Raw genomic sequence first — 24,307 nt, 5'->3', positions numbered from 1 at the left:
GCTGGGTTTATTTATAAGCAATCAGCCTGCTAACTTTAAGCCAATAATGCCAATCACAATCAGGCCAAGGCTCAATATCCGAGCGAAATTCGCGGATTCCCCTAACACCATGATGCCGAAAATCGCCGTACCTACCGCGCCAATGCCTGTCCACACAGCATAAGCAGTTCCTGCTGGCAGATTTTTCATAGCATAGGCGAGTAACCCCATACTCACGATCATCGCGCTTATCGTAATTAAACTCGGCACTATGCGTGAAAAACCGTGGGTATATTTTAGACCTATCGCCCACACGACTTCCAATAAACCAGCAATAAGAAGGATCAACCAAGACATGTCTTTCCCTTTATATAATGACAAGTGGGGCCGTCCCCGATGAGATTGACGTTTATCCAGGTCGTCCAGGATAACGGTAAGAAATGAAATTGGATTATAGCTAGCCGATCTGATAGCCGCAATGATAATACCCTAGGAGTTATAACCAAAAAACCGCAACCTCTAGACGAAGAGACTGCAGTTTTTTTAGAATAGCAAGCGTGATTATTTCACGCGAGAAACGTATTCGCCAGAACGAGTGTCAACTTTGATCACTTCGCCGATCTGTACAAACAGAGGTACTTTAACGACAGCGCCAGTGCTCAGGGTTGCAGGTTTACCGCCAGTACCAGCAGTATCACCTTTCAGGCCTGGATCGGTATCAACGATTTCCAGTTCAACAAAGTTTGGTGGAGTTACAGCGATAGGACGGCCATCCCACAGAGTCAGAATACATTCTGCCTGATCGATCAGCCATTTTGCATTTTCACCAACGGCTTTCTCATCCGCAGCCAACTGCTCGAAAGTTTCGTTGTTCATGAAGTGCCAGAATTCACCATCGTTGTACAAATAAGTCAGGTTGACATCCATGACATCTGCGCTTTCAACAGAATCTGTTGATTTAAAAGTTTTTTCCAGCAGTTTACCAGAGATCAGTTTACGAATACGAACGCGGGCGAATGCCTGTCCTTTACCTGGTTTAACAAATTCACTGTCAAGAATAGCGCACGGCTCGCCATCTAACATGATTTTAAGACCTGAACGGAATTCATTGGTACTATAAGTAGCCATGGAGATCCTCTAATTTTTAACAAAATGGCTTAGCCAAAAAATGGCGCACATTATAACCCATATTCACCCCGTCAGAGAAGTCTGGCTACAACAACTCGCGGACGTTATTACTGATCCCAATGAGTTGTTGCAACTATTATCCTTAAACACACATACGGAGCTACAAGAAGGCAATGAAGCAAAGCGCTTATTTCCTCTACGTGTACCAAGAGCATTTGTAACACGGATGAAAAAGGGCGATCCTCGTGATCCTCTTCTATTACAAGTCCTGACCTCACGGGAAGAGTTTGTTATATCCCCTGGTTTCTCCCCTGATCCGTTGGATGAACAACGCAATGTTATTCCAGGTCTATTGCATAAATATCACAATCGAGCCCTACTCTTGGTTAAAGGGGGCTGCGCGGTTAATTGTCGCTATTGTTTTCGTCGCCATTTCCCTTATTCAGATAATAAGGGTAATAAAAATAATTGGCTGCTTGCTCTGGATTATATTGCACAACACCCTGAGCTTGACGAAATTATCTTCTCTGGTGGTGATCCGCTAATGGCTAAGGATCATGAACTGGACTGGTTAATCAGCCGCCTTGAATCTATTCCACACATTAAGCGGTTACGTATCCATACGCGTTTGCCGGTTGTGATCCCTGCTCGAATCACGTCTTCACTGTGTAATCGTTTAGCCCAAACTCATTTGCAGGTGATCATGGTTACCCACATCAACCATGCAAATGAAATTGATGATGCGTTCCGCGCAAGTATGATGCGACTAAAACAAACTGGAGTAACACTGCTGAATCAAAGTGTGATGTTACGTGATGTCAATAATAATGCAGATACTTTGGCTGATTTAAGTAATGCGCTATTCGACGCAGGTATACTACCTTACTACATTCACGTTCTGGATAAAGTTCAAGGTGCCGCACATTTTCTCGTGGACGATGAAGAGGCAAAAGCCATCATGCGAGAATTATTAACTAAAGTATCCGGTTATCTGGTTCCAGGCCTGACCCGGGAAATTGGTGGAAAACCAAGCAAAACACCGCTGGATTTAGGGCTAGCTCAAAACTAGCGATATTTGCTATGCCAATCAATTACTGATTAGGTTAATTCCATCATCATTGAACTCTTTTGAATGGGCAGTGCACAGAAACTGAATGTATTCGCAACGTTTAATGTTTCGAAACATTCTTTCTGGACACTGCCTAAACCAATTTCTCGCTAGGCCCATCGATTAATACCTAGGGGCATTTATAGACCTGACCAACCATTTTGCTATCAAGGGGGACAAAACTAGACAATAACCCCTCTGATGGACTATTTACGTCATAAATAACATTGCCGCCCATTTCAGCCGCTTTATTACGTAAGTCATTGGCTGCACTGCGCATAGAACTGCTCTCATTACTAACGCCATTGAGCCAGTTGCTTTGAGTACCAATCACGTCACCTAACCGTTGGCATTCACTACTTGGTTGTGTATCCACAAAACGTACATTAGCGCCAGCAGAGGTTAATTGATGAGTTGTTGTGCACCCTGCTAATAGTAATACTGACGCACCAAACAAAATTTTAATTCGCATAACTTCCCTCATTGGTTATAGGAACAAATAAAAAGGCGAGCAAGTTATCCCTGCTCGCCTTTAAAGGCTTATCCTAACGGATGGGCAATCCCATCATCAGGATGAACAGCATCACATCATGCCGCCCATTCCACCCATACCGCCCATGCCACCAGCAGCACCTAAGTCAGCTTTATCATCTTTAGGCAGTTCAGTTACCATTGCTTCAGTAGTGATCATCAGGCCAGCGATAGAAGCTGCGAATTGCAGTGCAGAACGGGTTACTTTAGTTGGATCCAAAATACCCATTTCGATCATATCGCCGTACTGTTCAGTTGCAGCGTTATAACCGTAGTTGTCTTTACCTGCTTTCACGTTGTTTACAACAACAGATGGTTCTTCACCTGAGTTGCTTACGATCTGACGCATTGGTGCTTCCATTGCACGCAGTGCAACGCGAATACCTACGTTCTGATCTTCGTTGTCACCAGACAGGTCAGTGATCGCGCTAGCAACACGAACCAGAGCAACACCACCACCAGCAACAACACCTTCTTCTACAGCCGCACGAGTTGCGTGCAGTGCATCATCCACGCGAGCGCGTTTTTCTTTCATTTCAACTTCAGTTGCTGCGCCTACTTTGATTACAGCAACACCACCTGCCAGTTTAGCTACACGCTCTTGCAGTTTTTCACGGTCATAGTCAGAAGTAGATTCTTCGATTTGCTGACGGATCTGAGTAACACGTGCAGCAATTGCGCTTTCTTCACCTACACCATCAATGATAATGGTGGTGTCTTTGTTGATAACAACACGTTTTGCTTGGCCCAGATCTTCCAGAGTCGCTTTTTCCAGCTCCAGACCAATCTCTTCAGAGATAACAGTACCGTTGGTCAGGGTAGCGATATCTTGCAACATTGCTTTACGGCGATCACCGAAGCCAGGTGCTTTAACCGCAGCAACTTTCACGATACCACGCATGTTGTTAACAACCAGAGTTGCCAATGCTTCGCCTTCAACATCTTCGGCGATAATCATCAAAGGCTTGCTTGCCTTAGCTACGCCTTCCAGAACTGGCAGCAGTTCACGGATGTTGGAAATTTTCTTATCAACCAGCAGGATGTATGGGTTTTCCAGTTCAACAGAACCCGATTCTGGTTTGTTGATGAAATAAGGAGACAGGTAACCACGGTCGAACTGCATACCTTCAACAACATCCAGCTCATCTTCCAGGCCAGTACCTTCTTCAACGGTGATTACACCTTCTTTACCGACTTTGTCCATCGCTTCTGCGATCAGTTTACCTACGGTTTCGTCGGAGTTTGCAGAGATAGTACCAACCTGTGCAATAGCAGTGGAATCAGAGCAAGGTACGGACAGTTTTTTCAGCTCATTAACAGCGGAAATAACTGCTTTATCGATACCGCGTTTCAGATCCATTGGGTTCATGCCAGCAGCAACAGCTTTTAGACCTTCGGTGACGATAGATTGAGCCAATACGGTTGCTGTGGTGGTACCATCACCTGCCGCATCATTAGCTTTAGAGGCGACTTCTTTAACCATCTGAGCACCCATGTTCTCGAATTTGTCTTCCAATTCGATTTCACGTGCTACAGATACACCGTCTTTAGTGATGACAGGCGCACCGAAAGATTTATCCAAAACTACATTACGGCCTTTAGGGCCCAGGGTCACTTTAACTGCATCAGCCAGTACATTCACACCGCGTAGCATTTTGCTGCGAGCATCATTACCAAATTTTACGTCTTTAGCTGCCATTGTATCTTTCCTTTAAATTCATTCTATTAAGAAGATCTAAGCGTAAATAAGATTCTCTATTACGCTTCAACAATTGCCAGAATGTCGCTTTCAGACATGATCAATACTTCTTCATTATCGATCTTTTCTGTTTTAACGCCGTAACCTTCATTAAAAATGACGGTATCACCCACTTTTACGTCCAGCGCCTTCACTTCCCCATTTTCGAGGATACGACCATTGCCGACTGCCAAAACTTTTCCACGGGTAGATTTGCCCGCAGCAGAGCCCGTCAAAACAATACCGCCAGCAGATTTTGATTCAACTTCTGTACGCTTGATGATAACGCGGTCATGTAATGGACGAATTTTCATTGATAGATCTCCTATAAATAAAGTCCATATCAGGTAAGAGGATTGATACCAGAACCCAACAGAACCAGTATCACGAAGCTACAAATTGGGGCTTGAGATTATGACTTCAAGGGGGAGCCACAAAAATATTTTACTTTTTTCTTATCCACTGAAATTTCAGCCAACGCGGGTAATCATTTCTTATTGCGTTCGCTGCCAGACTCACCATAATTCTTTTGCCCAGCGGATTTTTGGTCGTCCAATGTACGGGAAGCATCATCTTGCCTGCGTTCATATTCCCCCTCAAAAGTCTGCCCGTTCTGACCATAACCGCCGCCATGATTACCGGAACCATAAAAAGCATTTGGACGATAAAACTTAATATGAGGCAATAACTTCGCTGTCAGAAGTTTCTGTACCGGAGACAATAACAGCAGTAATCCGAGAAAATCGGTGAAAAAACCAGGCAATATCAGCAAAAAACCAGCCATGACCAAAGAAACACTTTTAACAGCTTCTTCCGCAGGACTCTCACCGGCTGCGAGTTTTTGCTGCATAGAGATGAAATTCTTGATGCCTTGATTACGCACAAGGGATACACCAAGACAAGACGTAAGAATAACCAGTAACAGAGTCAACAAGACCCCAACTTCAGAGGCAATCCGGACAAACAGGACAGACTCAATGTAAACCAGAAGACATATAAGGATAAGCGGGAGCCAACGCACGTGGTTCTCCTTTCATTATTATTGAGGGTTAGATCACATAATATGGTGTTAGATAACACATGTGGGGATATTCGTGATCATTTTCAATACTTCTAACTCTTAACTTTTTCTCTCCGTAATCGTGACCTTAGTCACACATATGTTATTTCATTAATAAAATAGCACTATAAAGTGATCCAGGTTCAAGGCATTTCTCACAAATCCACATATGATCGCGCCAGCAATTTCATGATAAGTGTTTAATATCAGGGAAATTGTTGTCGGCAACATTATTTTTCAACAAACACGTAATAGAACAGTCAAAAAACGTATCCAATTTTAAGAAGGTTCTCATGTCAAACAACATTCGTATCGAAGAAGACCTGTTAGGTAAACGAGAAGTTCCTGCTGAAGCCTACTACGGTATTCACACTCTGCGTGCGATTGAAAACTTTTATATCAGTGACCGTACCATCAACAATGTGCCTGAATTCATCCGCGGCATGGTGATGGTGAAAAAAGCCGCGGCACTGGCAAACAAAGAACTCCATACTATTCCTGGAAAAGTGGCAGACATCATTGTCAAAGCCTGTGATGAAGTTCTCATTAAAAGCAAATGTATGGATCAATTCCCTGTTGATGTCTTTCAGGGTGGTGCCGGTACCTCACTGAACATGAACACTAATGAGGTGTTGGCAAATATCGGCCTAGAGTTGATGGGACATCAAAAAGGTGAATATGAGTACCTGAACCCAAATGATCACCTGAACAGAAGCCAATCAACCAATGACGCTTACCCTACAGGCTTCCGTATTGCTGTTTATAACTCCTTAATGCACTTAATTGATTCCATCGAATTGCTGAAAGAAGGCTTCGATAAAAAAGGTGTTGAATTCGACGACATCCTGAAAATGGGCCGTACCCAACTGCAAGATGCGGTCCCAATGACACTGGGTCAAGAATTCCGTGCTTTTTCCGTACTGTTAAAAGAAGAGATCAAAAACATCAATCGCACGGCAGAGCTGCTGCTGGAAGTGAACCTTGGCGCGACTGCTATCGGTACTGGCCTGAATACTGCACCAGGTTACCAAAAACTGGTAGTTGAAAAATTGGCCGAAGTCACAGGATTGCCTTGCCAACCAGCAGAAGATTTGATAGAAGCTACCTCTGATTGTGGCGCTTACGTCATGGTTCACAGCGCGTTGAAGCGTCTGGCGGTTAAGATGTCCAAGATTTGTAACGACTTGCGTCTACTCTCTTCCGGCCCTCGTGCTGGCCTGAATGAAATCAACCTGCCAGAATTGCAGGCAGGTTCCTCCATCATGCCAGCGAAAGTTAATCCCGTTGTGCCAGAAGTTGTTAACCAGGTTTGCTTCAAAGTCATCGGTAACGATACCTGTGTCACTATGGCAGCAGAAGCCGGTCAGTTACAGCTTAACGTAATGGAACCTGCGATTGGTCAGGCCATGTTTGAATCTATATCTATCCTGAGCAATGCATGCCGTAATTTGGTTGAAAAATGTATCAATGGTATTACTGCCAATAAAGAAGTCTGTGAAAGTTTCGTATTCAACTCCATCGGGATCGTGACTTATTTGAACCCATTTATTGGTCACCACAATGGTGATATCGTAGGCAAGATCTGTGCTGAAACGGGCAAAAGCGTCCGTGAAGTCGTGCTTGAGCGCGGTTTACTGACCGAAACTGAATTAGATGATATTTTCTCCGTTGAGAACCTAAAACATCCAACTTATAAAGCAAAACGTTTTGATGACTAATTAATGATTATAATAACAAGTTCGTCTTAATTATTAAGGCACGCTATTCCAACCGGAAGCGTGCCTTTTTAATTTTCCGCAAACACAAACTATTAACCATAGATTTTCATAATACTAAATAAATGAAGGAGTATTTAACATGTTAGCCGTAGAATTAGCTATCGTTCTGCTGGCCATTTTTTTGGGAGCACGACTAGGGGGAATTGGTATTGGCTTTGCTGGTGGAATTGGTGTTCTCGTACTCGCCGCCATCGGTGTTAAACCAGGCAGTATTCCATTTGATGTTATTTCAATTATCATGGCCGTCATTGCTGCGATATCAGCCATGCAAGTGGCTGGGGGATTAGATTATCTCGTTCAGCAAACTGAAAAATTACTACGTAAGAATCCCAAATACATCACAATCCTTGCACCGATCGTCACTTATTTTCTGACGCTATTTGCAGGTACGGGGAACATCTCACTGGCAACATTGCCTGTTATTACTGAAGTTGCCAAAGAGCAAGGCATAAAACCGTGCCGTCCACTCTCTACTGCCGTTGTCGCTGCCCAGATCGGGATTACTGCTTCGCCTATTTCTGCGGCAGTGGTTTATATGGCGTCGATTATGGAAGGACAAGGCATTAGCTATATTCACCTATTAATGGTATTACTGCCTTCAACATTTTGTGCCATCATCCTCATGTCATTCATTATTTCATGGCTTTTTGATTCCAAACTGTCGAATGACCCTGTTTACCAAAAACGCCTTGAAGATGGCCTGATAGAAATGCGCGGTGCCAGCCAGATTAAAATCAAACCCAAAGCAAAATGCTCTGTTCTGTTGTTCCTGCTAGGTGTCGTAAGTGTTGTCATTTATGCAATTATCAATAGCCCAAGTGTCGGCCTAGTTGAAAAACCCCTGATGAACACCACAAATGCGATTTTGATCATCATGCTCAGTATCGCTACTCTCACCACCGTTATTTGCCCCGTCGATACCGATGCTATCCTGAACTCAAGCACTTTCAAAGCAGGCATGAGCGCATGTCTCTGTATTTTAGGGGTTGCATGGCTTGGGGATACTTTTGTACAGGCCAATCTCGATTGGATCAAAGAAACCGCGGGTAGTTTGATTCATGCTCAACCGTGGCTACTGGCAATCATTTTCTTCTTCTGTTCAGCCTTGCTCTATTCACAAGCAGCAACAGCTAAGGCATTGATGCCAATGGCTCTGGCACTGAATGTCACTCCATTAACAGCGATTGCTTCGTTCTCGGCGGTATCTGGTCTGTTTATTCTGCCAACTTATCCAACATTAGTTGCCGCCGTACAGATGGATGATACAGGAACCACTCGTATCGGGCGTTTTGTCTTCAATCATCCATTCTTTATTCCGGGAACCCTTGCCGTTGTATTGGCGGTCACATTCGGTTTCCTGTTTGGCGGTATTATCTTGTAACTTTACAATTTCGATTGTTTGGCATCATTATTTCAGGGGCAGATCATACCAGCCCCTGAAACTTCCTTCCTTGCCTATCTTTTCCTGTCAAAAATCCAGTATTGTCTTAATATTGAACAAGCGACTTTCTGCTATGAGCGTCATCAGTTATAGTGCAGATTCTAATAAATTTCCCAAATCAAACTTACAATACAGGCAGGTCAAAGATTATCTTATGATGAAACGTACTCTTATGTTGTTTCTATTGTTCAGTGGCATCGCTCTGTCTCCTGACAAAGCTAGCGCACTGTTTGAGCAACCGGGGAAAAGTCTCTACCTTCCTGCTGATCAGGCATTCATGTTTGATTTTCAGCAACAAGGAAATAAACTCACGTTGAACTGGGATATTAAACCCGGTTATTACCTTTATCGAAAACAATTCAACATCATTCCTAACCAAGAAACATCATTGGGTAAAATTACATACGCTAAAGGTGTAGATCATGAAGATGAGTTTTTTGGCAAGACAGAAGTCTATTTTCAATCGGCACAGATTGATATCCCCATTCTGTCTGCCACCAACGACGGCTCTCTCCAGGTCACATATCAAGGATGTGCAGAAGCGGGTTATTGTTATCCACCTGAGACCCTAAACGTACCATTGCAAGCCGTTACTGCCTCCGCCCTATCAGGTAATGAAACCGCGACATCAGCCAATATAGCTACAAATAAAGAAGACGTATCCTTACAAGCACCTCTGCAACAAAGAGATATACCATCCGAATCCCATGATGTGCCATTTTCGCCACTCTGGGCGTTATTAATTGGCATTGGCATTGCGTTCACTCCCTGCATACTGCCCATGTATCCGCTGATTTCCAGCATTATTTTGGGTCAAAAACGTCCTGAAAGCCTGAAACGGATCTTTTGGCTCGCGATGAGTTACGTTCAGGGAATGGCGCTCACTTACACCGTACTTGGTTTAGTCGTCGCGGCGGCTGGCTTACAATTTCAAGCTGCCCTGCAAAATCCTTACATTCTCGTAGGGCTATCAGGGCTGTTTATCTTGCTCGCCTTATCAATGTTTGGTCTATATACATTACAACTTCCTTCCTCGCTCCAGACTCGCCTCGTGGATTGGAGCAACCAACAGCAAAGCGGCTCTTACATTGGCGTATTTATGATGGGAGCCTTGGCAGGGTTAATCGCCTCTCCCTGCACTACCGCACCGCTCAGTGCTATTTTGCTTTATATCGCCCAAAGCGGTAATACATTGGTCGGCGGTTTGACCTTGTACCTCTACGCATTGGGAATGGGCTTACCGCTTATCGCCGTCACACTATTTGGTCACAAACTCCTGCCACGCAGCGGCCCGTGGATGCAATACGTTAAGGAAGCCTTCGGATTCATTATATTGGCCCTGCCAGTCTTCCTGCTAGAACGCGTACTTGGTGACACATGGGGCATAATATTGTGGAGTTTATTGGCAGTTTCTTTCCTTAGTTGGGCGTTCGCATTAACCTTAAACAGCAATAACGGCTGGGTGCGGGCTTTACAAATCATCTTGCTAGCTTTGGCACTCATCGCTTCACGTCCTTTGCAAGATTGGGTATGGGGAAACCCTGCTGCAGAACAGCAAAAAGCCACTTTGCAATTTCAACAATTCTCTGATTGGCAAGAATTAAGTCAAATTCTGGTTGAAAATCACCACCAACCGATTATGTTGGATTTATATGCTGATTGGTGTGTAGCCTGCAAAGAGTTTGAAAAATATACTTTCAGTGATCCTAAAGTACAGGCACAATTAAGCCAATTTCTCTTATTACAGGCAGATGTCACGGATAACACCTCAAAACAAAAAGAATTGTTGCAAAAACTGCAAGTGCTGGGACTCCCCACGATCTTGTTTTTCGATAAGGGAAAAGAGCTAACTGGTTCGCGAGTCAATGGATTTATGGACGCTCAGCGTTTTAACCGGCATGTACAACAATTACAACATCTACAATAAAAATAATCTGGAAGGAGAACCACCGTGCAGCGTGAATATATGCTTAGCCATGTCCTGAACTTATTGGAGCAACATGGCCTGTCAGCAACACTAGAGACACTTTTAACTCCTTTTAATATTGAGACCGACCATATAAAACATTTTTGGCCTGATCGTGAAGCCTTGCTCTACGACTGCCTGCGCTACCACAGCCAGCAAATTGAAATCTGGCAGCGTCAAACCCTGTTAAATGAAGCTTTAAGCCCTGAGCAAAAATTACTGGCACACTACGACGCTCTTAAGGAAAAAGTACAGGAACAGCGTTATCCAGGTTGCCTGTTTATTGCCGCTTGCAGCGCTTTCCCTGACATTGACCATCCAATCCACCAATTAGCAGAATTGCAAAAACAAAACTCTTTCCATTACACAGAAAAATTATTACAACAACTTGATATTGATGACAGTAAGCAAGTTGCCCAACAGATGGAACTTATCCTTGAGGGGTGTCTCAGTAAGCTATTGGTGAAAAGAGAGCTTGAAGATGTGATTACCGCGAAATTGTTGGCTCAAGATATTCTAACCATCGCAATATGCCGAAAAAATGGGGCGTTAAGTTAACAAAAAGTGTCTCTAGCTGAATAACCACACCAAATTGGTATAAAAACACAGCAAACAATCAATTTTTATGGTTTTTTTGCAGAAAGTATTTGACGGATTGGGCTGAATACGGTTTAATGCGCCCCGTTAGCCCGGATAGCTCAGTCGGTAGAGCAGGGGATTGAAAATCCCCGTGTCGGTGGTTCGATTCCGCCTCCGGGCACCACTTCAACTTCCAGTGAAGTCCAGCCCAGTCAAACAATTCTTAGTAAATCCTGCAAAATCAATACTATTTCCTATTTCTACGTCTGGTTTCGTCTGTTGCAATCAAGAGGCAGCGAAGGGCATAATTCGGGGCACTTACCGTTCGATTACAAGGATGCCCTTAATAATGAAACTCAACGCACGGCAAATCGACACTGCAAAGCCCAAAGAAAAAACCTACAAACTCGCCGATGGCGGCGGTCTCTATTTAGAAGTCTCGTCACGCGGCTCGAAGTACTGGCGGATGAAATATTATCGTCCGACCGATAAGAAAGAAGACCGACTGGCATTCGGTGTTTATCCCACCGTATCATTAGCCGATGCCCGCGCTAAACGCGATGAGGCCAAAAAGCTGATGGCACAGGGGATCGACCCCAAAGCTGAGAAAAAAGGCACACCAACACCCGCCAAAGTCAATTCGTTTGAAGAAGTCGCCCGTGCATGGCACGCCAGTAACAAACGCTGGAGCGACAGCCACCGTCAAAAAGTGCTGCGCAGCTTTGAGCAGTACATTTTCCCACATATCGGCGCACGTGATATTACCACATTACGCACCAGCCAGCTTTTAGCCCCCGTCAAAGCCATTGATGAACAGGGCAAACACGATATAGCACAACGGCTACGCCAGCGTATCACCGCTATCATGCGCTATGCCGTCCAGAATGATATTTTGGAAACCAATCCGGCCAATGATATGGCTGGCGCACTCACCACCACCAAATCCCGTCACCATCCCGCCCTGCCCCATGAATGTTTACCGGATTTCCTGAACCGATTGTCTGCTTACCGCGGGCGCTTACTGACCAAGATCGCGGTAAGGCTGGCGCTGCTGACGTTTGTCCGTTCCAGCGAACTGAGATTTGCCCGCTGGCAGGAAATTGACTTCGAAAACGCGGTGTGGAAAATTCCCGCCACACGAAAACCTATCAAAGACGTTCGCTTCTCTGAACGCGGCATGAAAATGAAAACGGATCACATCGTACCGCTGAGTCGTCAAGCTGTCTCGTTATTCAAAGAGTTGAACGTACTGAGCGGCAACTGCGAAGTGGTATTCCCCAGTGATCATGATGCTGCGAAAGTTATGAGTGAAAACACCGTCAATAAGGCGCTACGGACGATGGGCTACGACACCCAAACCGATGTCTGCGGGCATGGCTTCCGCACAATGGCGCGCAGTGCAATGGGCGAATCCGGCCTGTGGAGCGATGATGCCATCGAACGCCAGCTCAGCCATATCGAACGAAACAACGTGCGGGCAGCCTATATTCACACTTCTAAACATCTGGATGAACGGCGGCTGATGGTGCAATGGTGGGCGGATTATCTGGATGCGAACCGGGAAAAGTCAATCACACCCTATGATTTCGCCAAACCACTGCGCGACAGGAAAAACCGCTAGTACAATTTGCAACCCGTTAATTTTCATCGGGAGAAAAACAATTAACGCTGTTCATTAAGTCTTGCTTTTTAAATAATCCGCCTGTCATCAAACAACGTCCACGATGATATTTCAGGGACTGGGTAACAGGAGAAGTGACATGACAGTGGCTGCATTGAAAACAAGCCTGATTCGTTTGCCAGAAGTACAGCGCAGAACGGGTTACAGCAAAGCGTGGATCTACAAACTGATTAGTGACGGTGCATTCCCGCAGCAGGTCAAGATTGGCCCGCGTTCCGTTGCTTTTATTGAAGCAGAGATTGATAACTGGATCGCCCAGCGTATTGCAGAATCGCGGGCGGCATAACACAGAAAAGAAGATGACATAAGAAACGTAACATAAAAATACAACGCCCCGAAGTGCGACCAACACTACGAGGCGTTTCACCAACAACCATTCGTAAGGTAAAAAATGATGGCTGATACACAGCATACCCAAACTCGCCCTGAATTTACAGTTCAAAAAACAGCGGGCAATCCAAAACCGCTTGATCTGATCCAGACCGTAAAAACATCCGCCATGTATTCGTGGCAAAACCTGCTGCCCGCTTGCGGTATTGATATCCCCGCAAAGGGAAAGCATGGCGCTTGTCCTATTTGCGGTGGTACTGACCGTTTTCACTTTATTGACGATCACCATCATGGCAATTGGCATTGCCGCCAGTGTGATACCCCGAACTATGGTGATGGGCTTGATTTGGTGGCAAGAACCAAAGGAATTTCCATCACTGAGGCGGCAAAAGTCGTTGCTAATGTACTGGCGCTACCTTTGCCGGCCCCCAAGCCAGCCAAAGAAATCCATTATCCAACACAACCTATTGCCGAAAGAGTGGCGGCACTGATGGCACAAACTGTCGCCGGGCAATCGTCCTATCTGACTGCAAAGGGTCTGCAACACTTTGATCAGCGGCTACTGTTTGATAATTCGATAGTGCTGGCACTGACAGCACTGGATAAAAAAGTCACAGGCGCTCAAATCATCAAACCCAATGGCGAGAAAAAATTCTTCCCCGGCAGCCAGAAAAAAGGGGCGTTTATTCCCTTGACAGCGCTGGAAGAGCATCCGGAGACGGTAATTATCACCGAAGGTTACGCCACAGCACTCACGGTTAGCCAGCTCTATAAAGGCACTGTTCTGGCGGCACTGGATGAGGGCAATTTATCTTCTGTTGCCAAAGCCATTCGGGAACGCTGGCCGGACACCAAAATCATTATTGCCGCAGATAATGACTGGCACCGCCCCGACGAGCTGGATAAGAACGGTAAACCCAAAGTGAATGTCGGCAAGATCTCAGCAGAAAAAGCTGCCCTTGCGGTGAATGGTTGGGTCACGTTACCACCGACAGAACATAAAGCCGATTGGGATGATTATCGCCAGCAAAATAGTGTAAAAATAGCAGAGCTGGCCTTTGTTCAGGGGCTTTATCAACCGACACCAACAAAGAAAAAAGAAGCTATTCAGCCCAATGACGTCGAGTCTTCTAAGCTGACATTATGCCAGATGGGTGCCAGCCAGCGCGGAGAAGTGTTGCTGGCGCGTTATGACAGCAATTTGGCGTTGGATGGCGCTTCGGAAACCGTCCATCACTATGATGGTATTGTCTGGCGTCCGGTCAGTGACCGCGATTTACGACGGGAAATGGTGGTTGCCTTTATGGAAGAGAAACTACCGTATTCACCGCATGGCATCAGCTCTGCCGTGGATGCTCTCAAATTACAGCTTCCTATGATGCAGCCACCAGAACGTCACTTAATCGGATTCAGCAACGGCGTGTTTGACCTGAAAACATGCCAGTTCCGGCCTCATCGTAAACATGATTGGTTGCTGCTGGCTAATGAGGTTGAATTCAATTCCCCTGTTTCGGGGGAAACCCTGAAAGACCATGCTTCACATTTTTGGCACTGGCTTAACCGGGCAACAGCCAACTGTGAGAACAAGTTTGATCGGGTACTGGCGGCACTGTTTATGGTATTGGCGAACCGTTACGACTGGCAGCTTTTTCTGGAAGTCACTGGTGCCGGAGGCAGCGGCAAAAGTATCTTTGCTGAAATTTGTTCCATGCTGGCGGGTAAAGGTAATACTGTTTCAGCAAGTATGGCGGCACTGGAAAACCCACGGGAACGGGCACTGATTGTCGGTTATTCTCTGATTATCCTGCCAGACCAGACTCGCTATGTGGGTGATGGTTCCGGTATTAAGGCCATTACAGGCGGCGATGAAGTGGCTATCGATCCAAAGCATAAACAGCCCTACTCAACCCGCATTCCTGCTGTGGTACTGGCGGTGAATAATAATGCCATGAGTTTCAGTGATCGCAGTGGTGGCGTATCACGGCGTCGGGTGATTTTCAACTTTTCCGAAGTTGTGCCGGAAAATGAACGTGATCCACTTCTGCGGGAAAAGATTGCAACAGAACTGCCCGTGATTATCCGGCATCTGTTGTATCGGTTTGCTGACCCGCAAGCCGCAAGGCGTTTATTGGCAGAGCAACAAAAGTCCGCAGAAGCACTGGAGATCAAACGCGGTACCGATCCATTGGTCGATTTTTGCGGCTACTTGATTGCATCCGATGAAACTGACGGCCTGTTAATCGGCAATGCGGAGATTGTGCCGTTCAATCCCCGTAAGTACCTTTATCATGCCTACCTTGCCTATATGAAAGGCAATAACCTGAATAAACCTGTTTCCATGACCCGTTTTGGTATGGATATGCCGGGCGCACTGGCGGAGTACAGCCAGTATTACCTGCGCAAGAAAAGCAAATACGGCATTCGCAGTAATCTGAGCCTGAATATCGACACTGCCATTGAGTGGATGCCAAAACTGACAAGGAATGACCAGCCAGAAGAATAATTTTTTCTTTATTACAGACATTTTTCGAAGAAAAATAAAAAGTGTTCACCACTGTTCACTCTATAATTTAAAACAGATATATCAAGATATTATGGGGTGAATAGTTATTTTTAAACTGTTCACAAGTCTTCATCACTATTCACCTTTTCCTGATTTGAAGGTGAACGGTGGGTGAAGAGTGGTGATGAGTCTGATTTCAACTCATCATCATTTAACAATATGAATTTAAATGAAAATAATCAAAGGTGAATAGGGTGAACAGTTTTATTACTAATTCTTTAATAGGGTAGGGCTGGTGTGAAAATGTTTTTTCTGGCTGGCAGAGTGTTTTCAGACTCTCTGGTTTGTCAGGTTAATGTATTAGCCGGACAAATCAGAGAAGACAAGCGCAGCGCGTCAGTCACGTTTAACCAAGCCAAAATGATTATCCGTTTTATTAAACGAGAAACTCTTTTAAGATAACAAATAATTTTGTTCCACACATTGCGTACATCTCCCCTGATTTGAAGATCTTCTGGTTTCCTACAACTTCCCCTTTGGCAATCAAGCCATTTCGCTATTCCAGCTGCGATGAGGACAATATGCAAACATCCCATTCAGTTTTTATAAATCAAATATTTTCAGTAATGTATTAATTTCATTACAAATAAATTTGATTTCATTGGTTGTATTTTAAATTAGTGAATATTTCATACGTTAATATTGCAGGGTATATTATCCTTTAAATCTTATGTGAATCTATATAGTTTATATCTATACAATTTCGAACCATTGGATATATTTACTTGTATTCACATGATTTATATAATTAATAAATTAAGCTCTCTTTACTTATATATTGACAAAGATATTTGTCTTTATGTACCATTTGTAAAAATCACAATCAGTTATGAAAAAGGTGTTGGATTGTCTCAATCGCTAATAACAAGTCTTGTTCTAATCGCAGGATATCATGGTATTAATTTAGATAGCTCTGCAATAAAACATCAATTTTCTGATAAAAATGGCTACTTTGGTATAACTCAATGGATACTGGCAGCCAGAAATAATTTACTTCATGCTAAATTAGTGAAGAAAAAAGCAGACAGACTTAAATTTGTTTCTTTTCCTGCCATGATTTTAAATGACGAAGATAAATCATTTATTTTATTGAAGGCTGAAAATAATAAATATCTCATCTATGACATAGAAGAAAAAAACAACATAGTTCTTGATGAAAGTGAGTTTAATAAAATTTACTCTGGTCAAATCATTCTAGTTTCTTCAAAAAGATCTATCAGTGATAAATTACAGAAATTTGATTTCACATGGTTTATTCCTTCTGTCGTCAAATATCGACATATATTTATTGAAATCCTGTTATTATCTATTTTCATTCAAATCATATCATTAGTTACACCATTTTTCTTTCAGGTAGTAATGGATAAAGTTCTTGTTCATCAAAGTTACAATACCTTAGATGTTATTGCATTTGCTTTTATAGTTGTTGTTTTATTTGATGTTATTTTAACCGGATTAAGAACGTATCTTTTTTCTCATACCACAAATAGAATAGATATTGAATTAGGTTCAAAATTATTAAATCACATAGTAAATCTACCAATTCGTTATTTTGAAATCAGAAGAGTTGGAGATACCATTGCCAGAGTTAAAGAGCAGGAAAACATTCGACAATTTTTAACTGGACAAGCATTTACGTCTCTTTTAGATGTAATGTTTTCTTTCCTATTTATTATAGTAATGTGGTATTACTGTCCTACATTGACACTAATTGTTTTAGCATCTCTTCCACTTTACATTGCTTTATCTGCGATTATTAGTCCTATACTAAGAAGACGTTTAAATAGTCAATTCTCTAGAAATGCTGATAACCAAGCCTTCTTAGTTGAAACGGTAAACACGATCTCAACATTGAAGTCATTAGCTGCTGAACGCCAAATTATAAACCGATGGCATGAATTATTGCCTGCGTATGTTTGTTCAGCTATGAAAGTCACTCGTTTAGCAATTTTAGGCCAGCAAAGCGTCCAATTAATCCAAAAAGTAGTATCCATTCTAATTTTATGGCTTGGTGCACATTTAGTAATTAAAAATGAAATAACGGTTGGTCAGCTTATTGCTTTTAATATGTTATCTTCTCAGGTAACAGCTCCCATTATTCGATTAGCTCAATTGTGGCAAGATTTTCAGCAAACAGGCATTTCCGTTGCACGTTTAGGAGATATTTTTAACACGCCTGTAGAACATAATCAAGGTAGTTTAAATTTATCTTCATTACGTGGAGAAATTACATTTGAAGATGTTTTTTTTCGTTACCAAACTGATGGAAAATGGAATGTAAATAATTTATCTTTTAATATTAAAGCGGGAGAAATTATTGGTATAGTTGGTCGTTCTGGTTCGGGAAAAAGTACATTAACTAAGCTAATTCAACGTTTTTACTCTCCTGAAAAAGGCAGAATAATGATTGATGAATTGGATATTGCATTAGCTGAGCCTACTTGGCTACGAAGTAACATTGGCGTTGTTCAACAAGAAAATGTATTACTCAATAAAACAATAAAAGAAAATATATCACTCACTCATCCATCAGCCTCTTTAGAACTTATTATTCATGTATGTAAACAAGCTGGCGCCCATAATTTCATTATGCAATTACCTAAAGGATATGATACAAAAATAGGTGAACAGGGAGTGGGTTTATCGGGTGGCCAAAGACAGCGTATCGCTTTAGCTAGGGTTTTATTAAATAATCCCAAAATACTTATTCTTGATGAAGCAACAAGTGCACTTGATTACGAATCCGAAAAAGCTATTTTGATGAATATGCCATTGATCTGCAAAAATAGAACTGTGATTATTATTGCTCACCGGTTATCTACAATAAAAAACTCAGATCGCATTATTGTGATGGATGAAGGAGGAATTGTAGAACTGGGAACACACAATCAATTAATGAACATAGAAGATGGTATTTATAAAAAGATGTCTCAGCTAGTATAAATTTCATGAGGTTTTTGTGAAAATATTGATTTGGTTAAAAGGCATTATTGATTTTTTTCAACGTTATAAGCTGGCCTTCTTCTCTGCATGGAAAGAACGTCATCAGTTGACCTCGCCAAAACGTTTGAAGGATGAATATGAATTTTTACCTGATAATTTACTGTTAACTGAAACACCAGCATCACCTATAGCTAAATGGACAGCTCGTTGTATTATTATTTTATCTGCGCTGGTAATTTCTTGGTCATATTTTGGTCAGCTAGATATAGATGTAGTTAGCCAAGGTAAAATAGTAAGCCATGGGAGAAATAAGGTTATACAACCATTAGAAACAGGACAAATAAAAAATATTCTGGTTAAAGAAGGACAATACGTTCATCAAGGGGATGCTTTAGTTGCAATAGATGTTCTGGGGGCAGAAGAACAATATCAGCAGAATATATTGACTTTAAATACGGCATGGCTAAATTATCAGATTGGTAATTCTATATTAATATCAATTTATGAACAGAAAACAGAATTGGATTGGAACACTTCATGGCCTGACGATGATAAAAATCGTATAGAAGTTTTTATTAATTCAATTGATGAAGAAAAAAAACAACAAGCAAAAAAAATAGCATCTTCTTTGTATGAAACATGGGTAAACAAGAATAAACAGTTTACAGAAAAAAAGAATCAGTACCAGTTAGAGTCTAAATCAACAAAAGAAGAGATTGCATCTTTGAACACTTCAATTGAAATTGAATCACAAAGAATGGAATCTTATGAAAGTTTATACAAAAATAAATATCTATCACGCCTTGAGTGGTTAAATCAGAAAGAAAAAATATCCAGATTAAAACATCAACGTGAGATTATTCAAAATAAGCATATGGAGCTAGCACATAAAGTAAATGAATTAGAACGTGAGAAAAAAATAAACACCCAAACGATAATAAAAGAAACTACTGAGATGAAAAGAAAAGCGTATGATGATATTGAACGATTATTGATTGAGGTTAATAAATCTAAAAAACGAACTCAGACAACTATACTACACAGTCCTGTAGATGGAAGAGTTCAACAATTGGCTTTTCATACAATAAATGGGGTTGTTTCATCTGCTCAGCCGATGATGGTTATTGTTCCTGATGAAGAACCACAGGAAGTAGAGATAAGAATCGAAAATAAAGATATGGGATTTATTCATGAGGGACAATTAGTTGTAATAAAAATAGATTCTTTTCCTTATACAAAATATGGTTATTTGACAGGTAAAATTAAAAACGTGAGTTATGATTCAGTAGAAGATGAAAAAAAAGGTTTTGTATTTCCCGCAATTATTGAATTAGATACCAATAAAATTAAAATTAATGAAAATTTAATTTCATTAAAAGCGGGAATGACAGTAACTGCGGAAATAAAAACAGGAAAACGTAGAGTGATTGATTATATACTCAGCCCTCTACAAAAAAAGATAGATGAAAGCTTTTGGGAAAGATAAATTAGCTCATAATAAAAGAGGTCGACATGAAAAGAACATTCAGTATATTGGTTTTTTCTATAACTATATTGTTAAGCGCTTGCACTAGCGATAAAGATCATCTCACCTTAAATGAAGATGATTTACTTAATTTTGCTATTAAATTAGAAGAAAAAGGAAATTATAAAAACGCTTTTAAATATTATTTACTAGCGGCTAAAAAAGGGAACTCAACTGCTTTAAATAATATAGGATTTTTTTATGAATTTGGTCAAGGAGTCAATAAAGATTATTCTAAAGCTTTAAAATATTATAATAAATCAATTAGGATAGATAATAACTCAACAGCTTTACATAATTTATCCAGATTATATTTATTAGGGTTGGGAGTTAAAAAAGATAGAAAAAAGGCATTATTTTTCCTTAATAAATCTGCTGAGTTAGGTAATAAACATGCTTTAAATGATGTATATTGGCTAACACATCCTAAATCAGGAAGTTAAACTAAAAATGAATAAGTGAGAATATATGAGCCATATAATAAAACCACTAACACCAAATGGGGAACTTGACCGAAATTTTGTTAAAGTCAATATGGTTCCACGAGGAACAAAAATAACATATCCTAATGGCAGAACCACTCATTCTACTACTGGACATGTTTGGATGACAGTTGAAATAGCAAGAAGAGAACCACTAGATGTTGGATGGTCAACGGGTGATTCTTTAAAAGAGGGAGGATATAATAACATCACCCATGATGATGGAATAATATATGATAGAAACGTAATAAAAAGCTATGAAATACAAATGAGATATGAAAATGCGGAAAGACTAGTCGAATTTATAAATAAAGCTCCCTTAGGAGAAATAAAGGGTTTTTCGAAAAACTATAATCTTTTTACTAACAACTGCATTGATTTTGTACAGCGCGCCTTGAATTATTCTAACTCTAATTCTGGTAATAAATTATTACCTTATTATACCCCTAATGGTAACTATGATAACTTCGGAGAGATGTTAGAAAAAAATTATGAAACTGCTGATAAATGGGGTGAGGAATGGGCTGAGGAAAATAACGAAGTATTACCATCCCCATTGATTATTGACTTAAATGGAGATGGTGTTGGTACGATATCTGAAGGTGAAGTGTACTTCGACATTACTAATGATGGAAAAAAAGAGTCTACAGGATGGGTTGATAAAAATGATGGTTTTCTTGTTTTAGATAAAAATGAAGATGGTAAAATAGAATCCGGAGCGGAACTTTTTGGCGATCATAGTGTGATTAATGGAAAAACTAATTTTAAAAATGGATTTAATGCGTTATCAGAACTGGATACCAATAATGATTCCATTATTTCAAAAGATGATAAGGAATGGCATAAATTAAAAATCTGGAAAGATGAAAATAGCAATGCTATTGTTGATGAAAATGAATTAGTAGGTTTATCAGATATGGGAATAAAGGAAATAAATCTAACATATGAAAATAAATTTCATATAGATGAATCTGGAAACAGGCATAAAGAAACTGCCACTGTTACATGGGATAATGGTAATGTAACAGATATTGTTGATGTCTGGTTCAAAATTAACTCTAAATCGACAAAGGAAAACATTAATGCATCAACTCAGCAAGAAATTCATAAGATAATTAATTCTATGGCCGAATTTTCTATTGAAAATACAGGATCATCAATTAATCATATAGCTCCACGTCAAGATAATCCAGTTGCTGTATTGAGCACACCACTTATAAGTTAATAGAAGATAGAATTAATTTAACAAAGATAGAAATGAGCCGATCATCTACTTGTTATATAGAGTAGGTGATCGTGCTCGTTTGTTCAGTCGTGCTAGAACATGAGTATTTTGTTACTAAAATTCAGTTTGTTACCTACAGAATATTTTACGAGCATGCTCATATTAATCCACATGATATTTAGATCGGAATTTATGTATTAAGCCGGTTTCAAATAAACATACTTTTGTTAATTCAAATCGCAATGTGTCAATTATCTGATTGATTTAAAATCAATTTATTTATATTGTTAAAATTCAATCAGTGGTAAAAGCACACCGAGTTAATAGCTACAATCAGCATGAAATCTGGATTATATGACGAAATAAACTGCCGCTGGATTAATATTGTAATTATTGTGTTCCTTCACAAACTATCGAAAAAATTTGACCCTGCTCAACTCAATCGATACAGTATAAGTCTAAAATTACCAATGATCCATCGCCTGTCAGGATCGCCTTCGGGTGGCGAAACAAAACTCCCGTAGCCTGAAAGGGAGAGCAAGCATTGCGGTACATCTGCGCACTTTTGGAAGCAGATATCGTCGGATAAATAACCAATGTATCGACGATGAAAGTTTCCCGGTTTCTTTATGCACCGGCTTATCACACACATAGGGCAGTAACCTTGCCACGTTCACCTTAACCATTTTACCTTGCACGATCTTTACCCACGATTTAATTTACGCACGAAAAACGTCCCGAAAACTACGCGGCGTCACTTGCGTTTAAGCGGAGCGATTACCAAGTGACGCCGCCGGACGGCCAACGTCCAGAGCACGTCCGGTCTGGCTTTACGACCGATTTGAACCCCGTATTACTCAGTGAAACCACTTTTTATTGGCATTTTTCTGCCTTAATTCACTTATTTCGTTTGTTTTTCACTCACCGCCTTGTAATAGGCCGATGCAGTAAAGAAAGGAGATATCACACGTCACGAATAATGAGGCGTTCATCCTGATTGAATCAGGCACTGAACGGGGAGTAAACCATCGCCGTGCTGAGCACGCAGCGAACTCCTGCAAAAACTCAACATAACCCTCGCCCTGCTACACATTATCTGACGCACCACGGAATGGTGAACCTAACCGACACGCAGGGAAAATGTTTCGAAATGAGTAAAATGAGTCTGAAAATCACAGGGGAAATACGGATAGCGAAGCGATCACGAACGAGAATAAATAACAAAGATTGATTTAGCCGCCCGTATTCTCCCCTGAGTTTATGCGCTCTGAGAGGAGGAATAACCGTTAAACTTAGTCGTTCGATTATTGTGTTAGGTAAAACAATCAGTTAAAGTATTCCCGCCATTAGCACAATCTAATGGTCAAGGTTTAGCAGCCTTGTGCGCTTATACACTGGTAAGATGTTTTACCAGTGTGCCTGCATTCGCCTTTTCTATGGCGATTCAGGTGGGGGAGACTCACGTCTCGCCGGAGTAAGCGCCGGTCTGCTAACCCTGTCTGAATCGCCACCATCAATATTAATTAATGGAAAGGGGTAGCAGGAATGAATAATAACGTTAGGAATGATTGGCATCAGGCCGATATTATTGCTGCATTACGTAAGCGCGGTACAACCTTAGCGGCGGTCTCTCGTGAAGCGGGACTCAGTTCATCAACATTAGCAAATGCACTCAGCAGGCAGTGGCCTAAAGGCGAGTGGATTATCGCAAATTATCTCGGTATCCATCCCTCAGAAATCTGGCCAAGCCGTTATTTTGATAAGCAGGGTCAACTGATTGAACGTAAGGTTCGCAGTAAACCACAGGAATAACCCGCTCCAATTTGTGATCGATGTCGTAAAAATGAGAATTTTTTATCTTAAGCCCTGAGCGTGAAATGGCAGCCCAATTTGACCATTTTTAACCCTCACGGCTTTTTTGCTTTAAGATGATTTAAAAATACACAACTAATGATATAAATAAGCAAAATCAGCAAGATAGAAAAGAAAAGGTAAGCAAAAAAATCTGGGGGCATTAAAAGGGGCATAAACGGAATGAAAGATAATAGACTTTATAAATTCAACACGTTATAATGCTTTTCGATTCCGCCTCCGGCACCAAATTTCCATGCGGGTTTGTCGTAGGTTGTTAAATTTCCTGACAAAAGCGCAAAAAAGAATCAATCGTTAATTAAATGTTAAAGCCTAATCAGTTCAATTTGTACTGTTTAGTCGATAAAAACATTTAAGACAAGATGACAGGGTGGCTGT

At 41.3% G+C, this 24,307-nt stretch carries 19 protein-coding genes and 1 tRNA gene; 14 read left to right on the top strand and 6 right to left on the bottom strand.

Annotation, left to right across the window (positions count from 1 at the left end; translation table 11 throughout):
• Window positions 1-21: 21 nt before the first annotated feature.
• Window positions 22-336 (bottom strand): quaternary ammonium compound efflux SMR transporter SugE, encoded by a 315-nt coding sequence (gene sugE, locus Xentx_RS11500; RefSeq protein ID WP_074020375.1) that lies wholly within the window; start codon window positions 334-336, stop codon window positions 22-24.
• Between the two features lie 204 nt (window positions 337-540).
• Window positions 541-1,107, bottom strand: a complete 567-nt coding sequence (efp, locus tag Xentx_RS11495; protein ID WP_074020374.1) for an elongation factor P — start codon at window positions 1,105-1,107, stop codon at window positions 541-543.
• Between the two features lie 40 nt (window positions 1,108-1,147).
• Here efp and epmB point away from each other — a divergent pair, with 40 nt between their 5' ends.
• Window positions 1,148-2,176 carry an EF-P beta-lysylation protein EpmB gene (gene epmB / locus Xentx_RS11490; RefSeq protein ID WP_074020373.1) on the top strand — a complete coding sequence of 343 codons (1,029 nt, stop codon included), beginning with the start codon at window positions 1,148-1,150 and terminating at the stop codon, window positions 2,174-2,176.
• Window positions 2,177-2,345: 169 nt separating this feature from the next.
• On the opposite strand, the gene Xentx_RS11485 is transcribed toward epmB, so the two are convergent.
• The 4 genes from Xentx_RS11485 to Xentx_RS11470 form a co-directional block, all read right to left on the bottom strand.
• On the bottom strand, window positions 2,346-2,687 hold the full coding sequence (locus tag Xentx_RS11485) for a DUF4156 domain-containing protein (RefSeq protein WP_074020372.1): 342 nt from the start codon (window positions 2,685-2,687) through the stop codon (window positions 2,346-2,348).
• Window positions 2,688-2,798: 111 nt separating this feature from the next.
• Window positions 2,799-4,445 (bottom strand): chaperonin GroEL, encoded by a 1,647-nt coding sequence (gene groL / locus Xentx_RS11480; protein ID WP_074020371.1) that lies wholly within the window; start codon window positions 4,443-4,445, stop codon window positions 2,799-2,801.
• Between the two features lie 59 nt (window positions 4,446-4,504).
• Complete coding sequence (locus Xentx_RS11475) at window positions 4,505-4,798, bottom strand: co-chaperone GroES (protein WP_074020370.1); 294 nt, start codon at window positions 4,796-4,798, stop codon at window positions 4,505-4,507.
• Window positions 4,799-4,971: 173 nt separating this feature from the next.
• Complete coding sequence (locus Xentx_RS11470; protein WP_074020369.1) at window positions 4,972-5,505, bottom strand: FxsA family protein; 534 nt, start codon at window positions 5,503-5,505, stop codon at window positions 4,972-4,974.
• 332 nt (window positions 5,506-5,837) lie between these two features.
• On the opposite strand from Xentx_RS11470, the gene aspA reads away from it, so the two are divergent.
• From aspA to Xentx_RS11405, 13 genes are all read left to right on the top strand, one after another.
• The gene (gene aspA, locus Xentx_RS11465) at window positions 5,838-7,262 is read left to right on the top strand and encodes an aspartate ammonia-lyase (protein WP_074020368.1); all 1,425 of its coding nucleotides are present in this window, start codon (window positions 5,838-5,840) and stop codon (window positions 7,260-7,262) included.
• Window positions 7,263-7,401: 139 nt separating this feature from the next.
• On the top strand, window positions 7,402-8,703 hold the full coding sequence (locus tag Xentx_RS11460) for an anaerobic C4-dicarboxylate transporter (RefSeq protein WP_074020367.1): 1,302 nt from the start codon (window positions 7,402-7,404) through the stop codon (window positions 8,701-8,703).
• A gap of 214 nt (window positions 8,704-8,917) precedes the next feature.
• Window positions 8,918-10,690, top strand: coding sequence for a protein-disulfide reductase DsbD (locus Xentx_RS11455; RefSeq protein WP_074020428.1), 1,773 nt, complete (start codon window positions 8,918-8,920; stop codon window positions 10,688-10,690).
• Between the two features lie 24 nt (window positions 10,691-10,714).
• Window positions 10,715-11,287 (top strand): division control transcriptional repressor DicD, encoded by a 573-nt coding sequence (dicD, locus tag Xentx_RS11450; protein ID WP_074020366.1) that lies wholly within the window; start codon window positions 10,715-10,717, stop codon window positions 11,285-11,287.
• Between the two features lie 129 nt (window positions 11,288-11,416).
• A tRNA-Phe gene (locus Xentx_RS11445) sits at window positions 11,417-11,492 on the top strand.
• 165 nt (window positions 11,493-11,657) lie between these two features.
• The gene (locus Xentx_RS11440) at window positions 11,658-12,929 is read left to right on the top strand and encodes a tyrosine-type recombinase/integrase (RefSeq protein ID WP_074020365.1); all 1,272 of its coding nucleotides are present in this window, start codon (window positions 11,658-11,660) and stop codon (window positions 12,927-12,929) included.
• 139 nt (window positions 12,930-13,068) lie between these two features.
• Complete coding sequence (locus Xentx_RS11435) at window positions 13,069-13,275, top strand: helix-turn-helix transcriptional regulator (protein ID WP_074020364.1); 207 nt, start codon at window positions 13,069-13,071, stop codon at window positions 13,273-13,275.
• A gap of 108 nt (window positions 13,276-13,383) precedes the next feature.
• The gene (locus tag Xentx_RS11430) at window positions 13,384-15,822 is read left to right on the top strand and encodes a toprim domain-containing protein (RefSeq protein WP_074020363.1); all 2,439 of its coding nucleotides are present in this window, start codon (window positions 13,384-13,386) and stop codon (window positions 15,820-15,822) included.
• Between the two features lie 795 nt (window positions 15,823-16,617).
• Window positions 16,618-18,825, top strand: coding sequence for a type I secretion system permease/ATPase (locus Xentx_RS11425; RefSeq protein WP_083600950.1), 2,208 nt, complete (start codon window positions 16,618-16,620; stop codon window positions 18,823-18,825).
• Window positions 18,826-18,841: 16 nt separating this feature from the next.
• Window positions 18,842-20,311, top strand: a complete 1,470-nt coding sequence (locus Xentx_RS11420) for an HlyD family type I secretion periplasmic adaptor subunit (RefSeq protein ID WP_083600948.1) — start codon at window positions 18,842-18,844, stop codon at window positions 20,309-20,311.
• Between the two features lie 26 nt (window positions 20,312-20,337).
• Complete coding sequence (locus Xentx_RS11415; RefSeq protein WP_074020362.1) at window positions 20,338-20,793, top strand: tetratricopeptide repeat protein; 456 nt, start codon at window positions 20,338-20,340, stop codon at window positions 20,791-20,793.
• Window positions 20,794-20,818: 25 nt separating this feature from the next.
• On the top strand, window positions 20,819-22,057 hold the full coding sequence (locus Xentx_RS11410) for a hypothetical protein (protein WP_074020361.1): 1,239 nt from the start codon (window positions 20,819-20,821) through the stop codon (window positions 22,055-22,057).
• Between the two features lie 1,545 nt (window positions 22,058-23,602).
• Window positions 23,603-23,869 (top strand): helix-turn-helix domain-containing protein, encoded by a 267-nt coding sequence (locus Xentx_RS11405; protein WP_074020360.1) that lies wholly within the window; start codon window positions 23,603-23,605, stop codon window positions 23,867-23,869.
• Window positions 23,870-24,307 lie beyond the last annotated feature (438 nt).

Source organism: Xenorhabdus thuongxuanensis (genome assembly GCF_001908095.1).
Lineage (GTDB): Bacteria > Pseudomonadota > Gammaproteobacteria > Enterobacterales > Enterobacteriaceae > Xenorhabdus > Xenorhabdus thuongxuanensis.
The sequence above is the reverse complement of the archived record's forward strand: the minus strand, read 5'-3'. Positions and strand labels throughout refer to the sequence as shown.

Excerpts from the sequence above, each read along its gene's own strand:
- Xentx_RS11405 (WP_074020360.1), top strand. The coding sequence starts at position 23,603 with ATGAATAATAACGTTAGGAATGATTGGCATCAGGCCGATATTATTGCT.
- sugE (WP_074020375.1), bottom strand. The coding sequence starts at position 336 with ATGTCTTGGTTGATCCTTCTTATTGCTGGTTTATTGGAAGTCGTGTGG.
- Xentx_RS11410 (WP_074020361.1), top strand. The coding sequence starts at position 20,819 with ATGAGCCATATAATAAAACCACTAACACCAAATGGGGAACTTGACCGA.
- Xentx_RS11430 (WP_074020363.1), top strand. The coding sequence starts at position 13,384 with ATGGCTGATACACAGCATACCCAAACTCGCCCTGAATTTACAGTTCAA.
- efp (WP_074020374.1), bottom strand. The coding sequence starts at position 1,107 with ATGGCTACTTATAGTACCAATGAATTCCGTTCAGGTCTTAAAATCATG.
- Xentx_RS11485 (WP_074020372.1), bottom strand. The coding sequence starts at position 2,687 with ATGCGAATTAAAATTTTGTTTGGTGCGTCAGTATTACTATTAGCAGGG.
- Xentx_RS11475 (WP_074020370.1), bottom strand. The coding sequence starts at position 4,798 with ATGAAAATTCGTCCATTACATGACCGCGTTATCATCAAGCGTACAGAA.
- Xentx_RS11460 (WP_074020367.1), top strand. The coding sequence starts at position 7,402 with ATGTTAGCCGTAGAATTAGCTATCGTTCTGCTGGCCATTTTTTTGGGA.
- Xentx_RS11455 (WP_074020428.1), top strand. The coding sequence starts at position 8,918 with ATGATGAAACGTACTCTTATGTTGTTTCTATTGTTCAGTGGCATCGCT.
- groL (WP_074020371.1), bottom strand. The coding sequence starts at position 4,445 with ATGGCAGCTAAAGACGTAAAATTTGGTAATGATGCTCGCAGCAAAATG.
- Xentx_RS11440 (WP_074020365.1), top strand. The coding sequence starts at position 11,658 with ATGAAACTCAACGCACGGCAAATCGACACTGCAAAGCCCAAAGAAAAA.
- Xentx_RS11425 (WP_083600950.1), top strand. The coding sequence starts at position 16,618 with ATGATTTATATAATTAATAAATTAAGCTCTCTTTACTTATATATTGAC.
- epmB (WP_074020373.1), top strand. The coding sequence starts at position 1,148 with ATGGCGCACATTATAACCCATATTCACCCCGTCAGAGAAGTCTGGCTA.
- Xentx_RS11415 (WP_074020362.1), top strand. The coding sequence starts at position 20,338 with ATGAAAAGAACATTCAGTATATTGGTTTTTTCTATAACTATATTGTTA.
- aspA (WP_074020368.1), top strand. The coding sequence starts at position 5,838 with ATGTCAAACAACATTCGTATCGAAGAAGACCTGTTAGGTAAACGAGAA.
- Xentx_RS11435 (WP_074020364.1), top strand. The coding sequence starts at position 13,069 with ATGACAGTGGCTGCATTGAAAACAAGCCTGATTCGTTTGCCAGAAGTA.